Consider the following 12115-nt stretch of genomic DNA (forward strand, 5'->3'; position numbering starts at 1 on the left):
ACCTGGCGTATCGATCCAGCGTGAAGAAGACCACTCCTTCGTGGGGGAGCACTCTGGGTGCGTAGGGTCGTACTCATGAGTACGACAGCCGATCCGCTCGCGGCCCTGGGCGCACTGCCCGGCGTGGCCGACTCCGTGGACTCCGTGCGCAAGGCCGTGGACCGGGTCTACGGCCACCGGATCATGCGGCGCCGCAGCAATGAGATCACCTCCGAGGCGGCGCTGCGCGGCGCTCGCGGCTCGGCGGCGCTCTCCGGTGCCGACTGGGCGCTCGAAGAAGTACGCCGCCGCAGCGACTTCAGCGGCGACGGCGAGGCCCGCACGGTCGGCGCGGCCCTGCGTCTCACCGCGGAGGCCGGTCAACTCCTTTCCATCTGGCGGCAGTCGCCGCTCCGGGTGCTCGCGCGCCTGCACCTGGTCGCCGCCGCGGAGAGCGACGAGGCGGCGGGACGGCCGCGGCTGGCCGGCGAGCCGGTCGACGAGCCGCTGGTCGAGCTGGATGTGCCGGACTCCGACGAGGTGGCGGGCCGCCTGGAGGGTCTTTCGCAGCTGATCATCGCCGGAGGCTCCGCACCGGCTCTGGTGACGGCGGCCGTGGTGCACGGCGAGCTGCTCAGCCTGCGCCCCTTCGGCTCGCACAATGGCCTGGTCGCGCGGGCTGCCGAGCGCATCGTCCTGGTGGGCAGCGGGCTCGACCCGAAGTCGGTCTGCCCGGCGGAGGCGGGGCACGCGGAACAGGGGCGGGCGGCCTACGTAGGGGCGCTCGACGGCTACGCGTCCGGGACCCCGGAGGGCATGGCCGCCTGGATCGCCCACTGCGGGCGTGCGGTCGAACTGGGGGCCAGGGAGTCGACGGCGGTCTGCGAGGCGATGCAGCGCGGCGCGGCCTGAGGCGCCCGCGAAAGAGGCCCTGAACAGGGATGCGGCGGTACGAATTCTCGTACCGCCGCTGGCATGTTCACCGGGTTACCAAGCGTCCTCGAAGGTTGCCCATCAGGTCGGGGACTTAGCCCGTCACCTGGTGCGGCTGGCCCGTAATCGACGGGTCGACGTCGCGTGGGTGCTCGGTGTTCATGCTTCGGTCCGTGGGGCCTTGGTTGCGTTTAAAGGTAATCCTCTCGGATGTCCTTGGTCTCGCGGGCCGTTGAATCCTTTGTACTCCTGTCCTGGGGTAAGCGGAAGTGCTGGCGCTACTTCTTTACTTTTAGGTTCAAATAAGGGTGAATCGGGCGCGAGATGTCCGGCGTCGACTCACGAACCACACAAGGCCCGCCGTGGCCGCCGCGGCGCCCACCGCCGCCACCGCGACGAGTGCGGGCCGGGACGGCTTCTGGCGCCGCTCCTTGAGCCGGACCGGGCGGTGGAAGTCGAGAATCGGCCACTCGCGCGCGAGAGCCTCACGGCGCAGCGCGCGATCGGGGTTGACCGCGTGCGGATACCCCACGGACTCGAGCATGGGGAGGTCGGTCGCCGAGTCGCTGTAGGCGTGACAGCGGTCGAGGTCGTACCCCTCGGACTCCGCGAGTTCCTTGATCGCCGTCGCCTTGGTGGGGCCGTACGCGTAGTACTCCACCTCGCCGGTGAAGCAGCCGTCGTCGCCGACCACCATCCGGGTCGCCACCACCCGGTCCGCGCCCAGAAGCTCGCCGATCGGCTCGACCACTTCGGCGCCCGACGTGGAGACGATGACCACGTCCCGGCCCGCGGTGTGGTGCTCCTCGATGAGGGACGCGGCCTCGTCGTAGATGATCGGGTCGATCAGGTCATGGAGCGTCTCGGCGACGATCTCCTTGACCTGTTGCACGTTCCATCCGCGGCACAGCGCGGACAGATACTCGCGCATCCGCTCCATCTGATCGTGATCGGCTCCGCCGGCGAGGAAGACGAACTGTGCATATGCAGTTCGCAGTACCGCCCTGCGGTTGATCAGGCCGCCTTGGTAGAACGACTTGCTGAAGGTGAGAGTGCTCGACTTCGCAATGACCGTCTTGTCCAGGTCAAAGAAGGCGGCTGTGCGGGGCAAGGAGTGGTTTTCCACGAGCCCGAGCATAGGCGCCCACCATTCGGCGTAAGGTGAGGCGCGTGGGTTTGCCTGAGAAGGCTCTCGGGTACACCATGGAAGTCACGGATCGTTCGCGACCGTGCTAACCCGGTCCGGCTCCTCCCCCCCCGAGTCGGACCGTGGGGACGACCCCCGCTCTCCCCCCCCGGCGGGGGTCGTCGCATGTCCGGATGGGTTTTTCGGACCTCCCTCGACCTTCATCTGATCGCCTGGCGCCTTCCGGCGGCCGTTTCGGCGATCTTTTTGCATGCCCATGATCCGTCACCGTGTGTAGTCGTTGGGCTGCTCTGCGGAAGTCTTAGAGATGTCACCGGTATGGGTGAAGGGGATATTCACAAGCCCCGTCTTGTCCACAGTTATTGACCAAGATCCACACGTTATCCGCGATCGCTGCACGCTGAATCCGCTCGTTCTGCACGCGAAGTTCATGGCCGGATTGCTTTGGCCGATGCATCGCCGATGTGGAACGCGGCATTCAACGGGCTTGTAGTGAGAGGGGGCTGAGGATCGTGGCTGGAGTGATTACACGTGACGGACCGCCGTCGTCCGATGGACGGCAGGGCGGACCACTGATCGTCACGGAAGATGTGGACCTGCTGGACGACCTGCTGCGGCTGTGCGCCGCGGCGGGGGCGCGGCCCGAGGTGCAGCACGGCGTGCCGGAGCGCAGGGGCGGCTGGGACGCGGCGCCGCTGGTCCTTGTCGGGGACGACGCGGTGGACCGGGTGCGGGGAGCCGCGCGCAGGCGTGGGGTCGTCCTGGTCGGGCGGGATCAGGACGATTCCGGGGTGTGGCAGCGCGCGGTGGAGATCGGTGCCGACCATGTCCTTGTCCTGCCCGACGGCGAACGATGGCTGGTGGACCGCATCGCCGATGTCGCCGAGGGAGTGGGGCGGCCCGCGCTCACGGTGGGGGTGATCGGCGGGAGCGGGGGAGCCGGTGCCTCGACGCTGGCGTGCGCCCTTGCCGTCACGGCGGCCCGCGCGGGGCGGCGCACGATGCTCGTCGACGCCGACCCCCTCGGCGGCGGGCTCGACGTACTGCTGGGCGGCGAGGCGGCCGACGGGCTCCGCTGGCCCGCCTTCGCGCAGTCCAGGGGCCGGGTCGGTGGTGGCGCGCTGGAGGAGTCGCTGCCCGAGCTGCACTCCCTGCGGGTCCTGAGCTGGGACCGCGGCGACGCGGTGGTCATCGCGCCCGAGGCCATGCGGGCGGTGATCGCCGCCGCCCGGCGGCGGGGCGGGGCGGTGGTCGTGGATCTGCCGCGCCGCGTGGACGAAGGAGTGGCCGAGGCGCTGGCCCAGGTGGATCTGGGGCTCCTGGTGGTGCCGGCGGAGCTGCGGGCGGTGGCCGGAGCGCGGCGGGTCGCGTCGGCGGTGGGGATGGTGCTGCGAGATCTGCGGGTGGTGGTCGGCGGTGGCGGCACCGGTCGCGCCGGGGGCGGTGGAATCGACAGCCTCGGTGGTTTCGACGCGGAGGAGGTCGCGCGACTGCTCGGGTTGCCGCTCGTCGGCGAACTGCCGAGGGAAGCGGGTCTGCTGGCCGCACAGGCCGAGGGAATGCCGCCCGGAAGTGTCGCCCGGGGGCCGCTGGCGCGGTTCTGCACGGCCTTCTGGGAGCGCGTCCCTGTCGATGCCACCGGAGGCGGCTCATGAGCGCCGTCGTCGGGGCCAGGATGCTGGACGGGGTGCGCCAGTGGCTCGCGGAGAGCGGGACCGAACCGACACCGGCCCACGTCGCCGAGGCGCTGCGGGCCCAGGGCAGGGTGCTCGGCGACGCGGAAGTCCTGGGCGCGGCCCGGCAACTGCGCTCGGAGCTGGTGGGCGCGGGACCTCTTGAGGCATTGCTCGCGGACGACTCGGTGACCGACGTACTGGTGTCCGCGCCCGACCGGGTGTGGGTGGACCGCGGCGGGGGCCTGGAGCTGACCGGGGTGTCCTTCAGGGACGCGACGGCGGTGCGGCGGCTCGCACAGCGGCTCGCGGCCGTGGCCGGACGCCGGCTCGACGACGCCAGGCCCTGGGTGGACGCACGGCTCCCGGACGGCACCCGCCTCCACGCCGTGCTGCCCCCGGTCGCCGTCGGATCGACCTGCCTCTCCCTGCGCGTCGTACGTCCCCGGGCCTTCACCCTCGCGGAACTGACAGCGGCGGGGACGGTGCCGCCGGGCGGCGACCGTGTGCTGCGGGCACTGCTCGACGCCCGGCTCTCCTACCTGATCAGTGGCGGTACGGGATCGGGCAAGACGACGCTGCTGAGCGCGCTCCTCGGCCTCGTCGGTCCTGGGGAACGGATCGTGCTCGCCGAGGACTCCGCGGAGCTGCGCCCCGATCACCCTCACGTGGTGCGCCTCGAGGCAAGACCGGCGAATCAGGAGGGAGCCGGTCAGGTCGGCCTTGACGACCTGGTGCGCCAAGCGCTGCGGATGCGCCCCGACCGGCTGGTCGTGGGCGAGGTGCGGGGCGCGGAGGTGGTCCACCTGCTTGCCGCCCTCAACACGGGCCATCAAGGAGGCTGCGGCACGGTCCACGCGAACGCCGCGGGGGACGTTCCGGCCCGCCTGGAGGCGCTGGGGACGGCAGCCGGGCTCGACAGGGCGGCGCTGCACAGCCAGTTGGCGGCCGCGTTGTCCGTGGTGATCCATCTTGCACGGGACAGGACGGGGCGGCGGCGGATCTCCGAGGTGCATGTCCTGGAACGAGATCCGTCCGGCCTCGTGGTGACGGTGCCGGCGCTGCGGTGGGGCGAGAAGGAGTTTGTCCGGGAGCGGGGCTGGGAGCGGCTGAGCTCGCTTCTGGCGGCCGGTGGTTGGAGTGGTGGGCAATGAGCGCGACGGGGGTGGTGGCGGCTGCGTGTGCGGGGAGCGTGGCCTGGCTGACGGTCGGGCGGGACCGAGGGCTGTGGCGGGTGCGGGCGGTTCTTGAGGGAGGGGCCGAGGCCGCGTCGGGGGATGCGGTGTGGCGGCGGGCGGTGGTCTTCGTCGGCGATCGGATGCGGCACGAGTGGTGGGCCTTGGTGGGCGGTGCGGTGGTCGCGCTGCTCGGGGAGTCCGTGGTGCCGCTGGCCCTGGGGGCGGCCGGGGTGCCGCTGATACGGCGCGTACGGAGGGCTGGAGATGCGCGGCTCGAAGGGGAGCGCCGGGCCGCCGCGGTGATCGCGTTGTGCGGGGCGCTCGCGGGGGAGGTGCGGGCGGGGCGGCAGCCGGGGGAGGCGTTGCGGGCCGCGGCCGGCGGTGGGCTCGGGGAGGCGCGGGCCGGGGTTCTGGCGGCGGCGCGGTTCGGCGGGGATGTGCCGGGCGCGCTCGAGGAGGCGGCGCGGGAGCCGGGGGCGCGGGGTCTCCTTGGGCTCGCGGCGTGCTGGCGGGTGGCGGTGGACCGCGGTGCCGGACTCGCGGCGGGGCTCGAGCGGCTTGAGGGCGCGCTGCGGGCGGAGCGGGATCAGCGTGCCGACCTGCGCGCCCAGTTGGCGGGTGCGCGGTCGACGGCGGTGATGCTCGCGGGGCTTCCGGTCCTCGGGCTGCTCATGGGGAGCGCACTCGGGGCGTCGCCGTTGCGGGTGTTGCTGCATTCGGGGGCGGGGCTCGGATGCCTGGCGGTGGGCGGGGCGTTGGAGGGCGCCGGCGTGTGGTGGGCGCTGAGGATCGTACGAGGGGCGGAGGAGCGATGAGTTTCGTTGTCCACAAGGTGGGGGTGGCCGTGTGGGGTGCGGCGGCCGTGCTGTGGCTGATCTCGGCGGTCCTTGCGGCGCGGCGTGAGCGGGCGGCGCGGAGGCGTTCGGGGGCTGTGCTGGGGGTGGCGGAGCGGTTGCCGGGGGTCTCTCCGAGGCAGTGGTTCCGGCGGCGGGACGTGGTGCGGGGGTGGCTTGCGGTGGCCGGGGCGGTGAGTGCCGGGTGGGTCCTTGTGGGCGGTTTTCCGGGGTGCCTGGTGGGGTTGGGCGCCGGGTACGGGGTGTGGCGTTGGCGGCGGGGGCGGGGTGGCCGCGTCGCGGAGTTCGACGGCGCGGAGGCTGCTCGTCAACTTCCCTTGGCGGCGGATCTGTTGGCTGCCTGCGTCGCTGCGGGCGCGGGGCCCGTCGTGGCCGCACAGGCGGTGGGCGACGCACTGAAGGGGCCGGTCGGGTTGCGGCTCGCGCAGGGGGCCGCGGAGGTGCGGCTCGGCGGTGAACCGGTTGTCGCGTGGCGGAGGTTGGGTGCGATACCGGGTGCGGGGGCGCTGGCCAGCCTGCTGGAGCGGGCGGGGGAGTCGGGGGCTCCGGCGGCGGATCCGGTGGCGCGTCTCGCCGCGGACTGCCGCGCGGAACGGGGCCGTACGGCGACGGCGGCGGCGCGCAGGGCCGGGGTGCTGATGACGGCGCCGGTGGGGCTGTGCTTCCTGCCCGCGTTCATCGCGGTGGGGGTGCTGCCTGTGGTGATCGGCCTGGCGGGTGGGTTGTTGAGCGGCATCTGAGCAGCTCGACGGTCAAGTGGCTGGACGACTGGTTGGACGACGGGTTGGACGGCGGCCTCGTGAGGCGTGGCTGTCGTGACGTGAACGGATCGCAATTTCATGGGGGTTGAGATGTGGGGACAGCTGTGTGCACGGGCATCGCGGTGCGGGGCGCGTGCGGCTCGGGCGGTGCGAGGGGACGCGGGAATGGTCACCTCGGAGTATCCGGACGGTGCGAACTCACCCCGGCTTCGGAGTGGCACCGATGGCAACAAACACCCTGGTCAGAGAAGACGGGCAATCGACTCGCTCACCGGCGAGCATGACCACGCATCTCACAAACTCACTCACTCACGCGACCGAAACCCTTCGGGGCCTGAGCGTGCTTCGGCTCAGCGTCCTCACGGACGAGACGACGAGCCCTGAGCGGCAGCGTGCCGCCAACCACGGCGCGGCCGGTGCCCTAGGGATCGACCTGGGGGACCGCGAAGCCGTCGACCTAGGTGTGTCGGCGAGCAAGACGACCCCGTTCGAGCGGCCGGAGCTTGGCGAGTGGCTGAACGACCGTTCCGGCGACTTCGACGCTCTCGTGTGCTGGCGATTCGACCGGCTCGTTCGCAGCATGCAGGACGTGTACGCGCTGTGTGAGTGGGCTCGTACGAACCGCAAAATGATCGTCTTCGCGGAAGGCCCCGGCGGTCGGCTCGTGCTCGACTTCCGAAATGCGCTCGACCCCGTGACGCACCTTCTCCTCATGGTTTTCGCGTTCGCTGCGGAAATGGAGGCTCACGCCATTCGGGAGCGCGTGAACGGCGCTCAGGCAGCAATGCGGACAATGGAGCTTCGTTGGCGTGGGGGACGTCCTCCGTATGGCTACACGCCGGAAGAACTACCCGGCGGTGGATGGACGCTCGTTCAGGACCCGGAAGCCGTCGCGGTAATCGAGCGGATCATTCACGACCTGTTTAGCGGAAAGACCGCAAGCGCCATTGCGCGGGACCTGAACGACGAAGGGACTCTCAGCCCCCGCGACCACTGGAATTCGAAGCAAGGTCGTTCGACCGGCGGGAAGACCGGGGCCACAAAGGGGCAGAGCGTGCACCGTGCCAAGTTCTCATGGCGCCCCGCGATGATCGCCCGACTCCTGCGTACCCACGCCTTGTTGGGATGGAAGACGCACAACGGCAAGCCCGTGCGAGACGCCGACGGCAACCCGATCATGCAGACAGCGGAACCGATTCTGACCCGCGAGGAATTCGACGCGGTCGGCAAGTTGCTCGACTCGCGCACGGGAAAGCCTCCCGTGCGTAGCGACACGAAGGCTCTTCTTCTCGGCGTGATTTTCTGTGCGAGTTGCGGGGGTCGCGCATACGGCGACATTCCGAAGGGCACGTACAAGTGCGGTTACTCGTCGCGTGGCGAGCGTTGCGAGCGACCGGTGAACGTCTCTATGGAGTGGGCAGAGAGCCGCGTACGAGACCGTTTCCTGAGCCTTGTTGGCGGGCTCCGCGTCACGGAGTCGATCGAGACCGCCGGATACGATCCGCAACCGGAAATCGACGAGACGGCAGCGGAATATGAGGGGCACCTTCGAGAGAAGGGGCAGCAACGAAGCAAGGCCGCGCTCAAGGCATGGGAGCGGCACCGTGACGCGCTCGACGCCCGGCTTGCCGATCTGGAGACCCGCGAGAAGGTCGAAGCGAAGGTTGAGCACGTCCCGACTGACCAGACGTACGCGGACCTGTGGAACGCGTCCGAGGTGGACGTACGGCGCGAGATGCTGACCGACGCGGGGGCACGGCTGACAGTCACCCGGTTGCAGCCGCGACAGCCCCAGCATCGTTCCCGATTCGCCCTGACTGAAGACTTCTTCAGCGACGCGGCCGACGAGCTGTCCGGCATCGCTGCGTGACCAGCACCACAGCGTGAGGGGTCGATCCTTCGGGGTCGGCCCTTTTCGTTTGATTCCAGACAGTTAGTTAGACTAACTAGTGATGGAGCGGCTTGCCGACACGGTCACACCGCACCCCCTCTGACCTGGGGTTTGTGATGAAGTGACGATTTAAGTGTTCGATCAGGTAACACAATAGAGACTCTTAAGAGATACCGGGACCGGGGTCCGTTCCGTTACTCCGTCACCGCGCTGACCGGCCGCACCGACGAGCCGCGAGCACGCCGGGCAATCCACCCGCTCACACGATCTCTTAGGCAATCCACTCGCTAGTTGGGTTATGAAGCAGGAAGTACCGCGCTCCCGACCGAACATCAGGCGGACTGCACTTCCTGTCTTCGCGCGCTTGCTCCCTAGTGGCTACTCTCTCCGGCCCATGGTTCTGAGCTTGCGCACAACCCTTTGTGGTGTGTGGACACCCCGAGCGTGGCGACGCTCTTACCGGTTCGACTCCGGGCAAGGGGGCTTAAGGGCTCGTTCGCGATCCCGGGGTGTGGCGGGGTTGCTCCCGCGTGATCACTCGAAGCTGAGATCGTCTAGCGGCCTAAGACTCCCCTACTGAAATGGGGCAACGTCGGTTCGAATCCGGCTCTCGGCAAGCTACTTCTCAGACCCCTCAATTGACGGGTCTGACTGGGAAAGGTACGCGAGAGCGCGAATGACGCGCGATCTACTGTGGTCCAGCATGCCGAGTGCGGTTGTGCACTTCCGGCAGATGGGTCCTGCCACCTTCTTGGTTTCGCGGTTCTGATACACGGTGTTGGGGCTTTCCTCGGTGGCCTCCTGCCCACATACGCCACAGGGTTTCATCTGTAGTTCTCGGTATTCCTTTGCAGTGATACCGAGCGCAATAGCGAACTCGTGACGCTCGTACGTACCAGACTCCACGCGCGCTTTGCGCTTCGAATTCGAGTTAGCAGCAATGCACTTGTTGCACGTGCGCCCCTTACTGGGGAACTTGACTTCACCTTCGGGCTTGCCGCACTTACTGCATTCTCGGATGTCCATAACGGGATTCTATCGTCAGGCCCTTCCCATAGGGGGTGCCTACAGAAGGAGGGGGGGTGGCCGTGCGTACCCGGTGCATTGACTGTAGGGGGTGGGCTACCCACAACGGGCGGTGCCATGAGCACCACCGGGCTTACGAGAGCGCACGCTCAGTGCAGTCGCACAGTAAGAGGCGTGCTGCGATAGCGCGTGGCAACAACGCTGCGACTCGCATGCGTAAGGCCGTGCGTGCGGCACTCGTGCAAGACGGCTTCGTGACGTGTGCTCGTTGCCCTGGTCACTTCCTCGCATCTCATGTCGACGTCGATCACATCCTTCCCCTTGCGAAGGGTGGCGAAGACATCGACTCGAACGTTCAGGTCTTGTGCAAGACATGCCACAAGATGAAAACGCGTGAGGACTTCAACGCGAAGACTCCTCCGTTCTGATCGGGAGAGGGAGAGCGGTCCGAAAGTTGGGCCGCGTACCTCCTGGCGATCCCGGCCCCAGCTCGGAAAACGCGCCCTGGGTGTGAGGCCGGACCCCGGCCCCCCAGGACCCAACTCCCTTGCGGTTACTGGGCAAGGCCGCGTTCGGCCCCCGGAGAAAGGCACCCGTCAAGGGGCTGTTAAGACCCCTGAAGGTGGTGCGTAATGAGCCGCAGCAAGGCCCCGGACATTCGCACCGGGAACGCGTCCTACGCCGACGAGCCGGTTGCCCCCGTCGTGTACGAGGGTCGAGCCCCCAGGGTTCCCGCTCACCTCAAGGCCACGGGCAAGGAAGTGTGGCGAGCCGTCTGGGCTGCCGGGTCGGGTGCCTACTCCCCTGACACGGATCGGAACATCATCCTTCGGTACGCGGAGCTTCACGACCGTCGCGCCGAATTCATCGCGCGCGTGGACGCCGACGGCTTCATGTCTGAGGGGTACTCCGGACAGCCTGTCGCGCACCCGCTCTTGCGCTTTGTCGAGAGCACTGAGAAAGAGCTTCGCTCGATCGAGACCGTTATTGGCTTCACGCCCGAAGCGCGTATGCGTCTGGGGCTTGTGGCTGCCGAAGCGCGGAAGGTCGCAGCGAGCCCCGAAGACTTCTAAGGGTGGTGTCCGGTGGGCAAGCTCGACCCGGTCATTGCCCGGCATATTCCCGTTGATGCGCCGTTCCCCAGTGAGGGTTACCGCGTCGCGAGATGGATTGAAGAGTTCTGCTACCTCACCGGCTCGTTTGCCGGTCAGCGATTCAAGCTCTTGCCATGGCAACATGAACTTCTCGTCGGTGCGTACCGGCTCGAACAAGATGCGTTCGGGCAGTGGAAACGCAAACACCGCATGGTCGTCGTGTGCATCGCGAGGAAGAACGGGAAGAGCACGATTGCCGCAGCGATCATGCTGTACCACCTGATCGCCGATAGGGCCGACGCTCAGCGTCAAGTGATCGCGGCAGCCAATGACCGCAATCAGGCACGCATGGTTTTCGACGCTGCGAAGCAGATGGTCAACGCTTCTCCGAAGCTGTCGGCCGTGTGCGACGTGCAACGCGACGTGATCCGTTTCAAGGACAGCACTTACCGCGTGGTGTCGGCTGACGCCGGACGGCAACAGGGACTCAACCCGTCGGCCGTCTCGCTTGACGAGTACGCGTTCAGTAAGAACGCCGACTTGTTCGACGCGCTCACGCTCGGATCGGCAGCACGTAACCAACCCATGACGCTCGTCGTATCGACGGCCGGACCGGACCCGGACGGGCCCTTTGCCGCGCTGTGTGAGACAGGCGAGCGGGTGAACTCCGGTGAGGTCAACGACCCGACCTTGTTCTATCGGTCCTGGGGTCCGCGTCTCGGAGACACGGTTGACCACACCGACCCGGACGTGTGGAAAGCGTGCAATCCCTCGTACGAGATCCTGAATGAGGAAGACTTCCGCGCTGCGTGTCAGCGCTCGACTGAGGCAAGCTTCCGGATCTACCGGCTCTCTCAGTTCGTCCGTGGCGCCTCTACGTGGCTCCCTCACGGCCTTTGGGACTCGCTTGCGTCCGACGACACCCTGAGCCCCGGCGAAGCCGTTGTACTCGGCTTTGACGGCTCTTGGAAGGGCGACAGCACTGCACTCGTTGCGTGCCGCGTCGCTGACCTTCGCGTGTTCGTCCTGGGTCACTGGGAAGCTCCGCAGGATGACGCGCATTGGCGCGTGCCCATGGTCGACGTGCGTGAGGCCCTTCACGAAGCGCTCGCCACGTACAAGGTCGCGAATCTCGTTGCGGACCCGTACCGGTGGGAAGAGACGCTAGACAACCTTGAGGCTGAGGGTTACCCGGTTGAGGCTTTCCCGACCAACTCTCTCAAGCGCATGGTTCCCGCGACTCAGGCCGTGTACGACGCGGCTCGCGACGGGCGCATGACTCACGACGGCAACCCGGCTCTTGCCCGGCACGTCGGTAACGCGGTGCTCCGTGAGGACAAGAACGGCGCACGCATCACGAAGGAACACGCGTCGTCCCGCCGAAAGATCGACCTTGCCATAGCCATGATCCTCGCCGTACACGGTGCGGTCATGTGGCGTGAGGACAACGGGAGTTGGACTGATACGGCGATCGTCGCCACATGGGAAGACGACGCCGGTACTCACGTGATCGGTGGCGAGGCAGGCATGTTCGACGACTAGTCAGCTCCGTCAATTGAGGGGGCTAGAAGGGGGCCCC

Annotated in this window: 11 protein-coding genes and 1 tRNA gene; 10 read left to right on the forward strand and 2 right to left on the reverse strand. The window is 68.0% G+C overall.

All coding sequences use genetic code 11. From position 1 onward, the window contains the following. Nucleotides 1–75 precede the first annotated feature (75 nt). Nucleotides 76–891: an oxidoreductase gene (locus tag ACFQ7F_RS12875; protein WP_383269785.1), complete on the forward strand. Its 816-nt coding sequence runs from the start codon at nucleotides 76–78 to the stop codon at nucleotides 889–891. Between the two features lie 319 nt (nucleotides 892–1210). Here ACFQ7F_RS12875 and ACFQ7F_RS12880 read toward each other — a convergent pair whose 3' ends face one another. Next, entirely contained in the window at nucleotides 1211–2050 is an 840-nt protein-coding gene (locus ACFQ7F_RS12880; RefSeq protein ID WP_383269787.1) for an HAD family hydrolase, read from the reverse strand. Between the two features lie 521 nt (nucleotides 2051–2571). Between ACFQ7F_RS12880 and ssd the strand changes: the two genes are divergently transcribed. The 6 genes from ssd (at nucleotide 2572) to ACFQ7F_RS12910 (ending at nucleotide 9032) form a co-directional block, all read left to right on the forward strand. Beyond that, the gene (gene ssd / locus ACFQ7F_RS12885; protein ID WP_383269789.1) at nucleotides 2572–3714 is read left to right on the forward strand and encodes a septum site-determining protein Ssd; all 1143 of its coding nucleotides are present in this window, start codon (nucleotides 2572–2574) and stop codon (nucleotides 3712–3714) included. Continuing rightward, nucleotides 3711–4886: a TadA family conjugal transfer-associated ATPase gene (locus ACFQ7F_RS12890; RefSeq protein WP_383269791.1), complete on the forward strand. Its 1176-nt coding sequence runs from the start codon at nucleotides 3711–3713 to the stop codon at nucleotides 4884–4886. The genes ssd and ACFQ7F_RS12890 overlap by 4 nt, the downstream gene beginning before the upstream one ends. Next, complete coding sequence (locus ACFQ7F_RS12895; RefSeq protein ID WP_383269792.1) at nucleotides 4883–5725, forward strand: type II secretion system F family protein; 843 nt, start codon at nucleotides 4883–4885, stop codon at nucleotides 5723–5725. Before ACFQ7F_RS12890 ends, ACFQ7F_RS12895 begins: the two co-directional genes overlap by 4 nt. Beyond that, nucleotides 5722–6504 (forward strand): type II secretion system F family protein, encoded by a 783-nt coding sequence (locus ACFQ7F_RS12900; protein ID WP_383269794.1) that lies wholly within the window; start codon nucleotides 5722–5724, stop codon nucleotides 6502–6504. Before ACFQ7F_RS12895 ends, ACFQ7F_RS12900 begins: the two co-directional genes overlap by 4 nt. A 244-nt stretch (nucleotides 6505–6748) precedes the next feature. Beyond that, nucleotides 6749–8395, forward strand: a complete 1647-nt coding sequence (locus ACFQ7F_RS12905) for a recombinase family protein (RefSeq protein ID WP_383269795.1) — start codon at nucleotides 6749–6751, stop codon at nucleotides 8393–8395. A 564-nt stretch (nucleotides 8396–8959) separates the two neighbouring features. Next, nucleotides 8960–9032 (forward strand) — tRNA-Ser (locus ACFQ7F_RS12910). A 2-nt stretch (nucleotides 9033–9034) separates the two neighbouring features. On the opposite strand, the gene ACFQ7F_RS12915 is transcribed toward ACFQ7F_RS12910, so the two are convergent. After that, on the reverse strand, nucleotides 9035–9442 hold the full coding sequence (locus ACFQ7F_RS12915) for an endonuclease domain-containing protein (protein WP_383269797.1): 408 nt from the start codon (nucleotides 9440–9442) through the stop codon (nucleotides 9035–9037). 212 nt (nucleotides 9443–9654) lie between these two features. On the opposite strand from ACFQ7F_RS12915, the gene ACFQ7F_RS12920 reads away from it, so the two are divergent. From ACFQ7F_RS12920 to ACFQ7F_RS12930, 3 genes are all read left to right on the forward strand, one after another. After that, on the forward strand, nucleotides 9655–9870 hold the full coding sequence (locus ACFQ7F_RS12920; protein WP_383269799.1) for an HNH endonuclease: 216 nt from the start codon (nucleotides 9655–9657) through the stop codon (nucleotides 9868–9870). 204 nt (nucleotides 9871–10074) lie between these two features. Beyond that, complete coding sequence (locus tag ACFQ7F_RS12925; protein ID WP_383269801.1) at nucleotides 10075–10515, forward strand: phage terminase small subunit P27 family; 441 nt, start codon at nucleotides 10075–10077, stop codon at nucleotides 10513–10515. 12 nt (nucleotides 10516–10527) lie between these two features. Continuing rightward, on the forward strand, nucleotides 10528–12078 hold the full coding sequence (locus ACFQ7F_RS12930; RefSeq protein ID WP_383269803.1) for a terminase large subunit domain-containing protein: 1551 nt from the start codon (nucleotides 10528–10530) through the stop codon (nucleotides 12076–12078). Nucleotides 12079–12115: the final 37 nt, after the last annotated feature.

This window comes from Streptomyces sp. NPDC056486, assembly GCF_042795295.1.
In the GTDB taxonomy this organism is placed as follows: domain Bacteria; phylum Actinomycetota; class Actinomycetes; order Streptomycetales; family Streptomycetaceae; genus Streptomyces.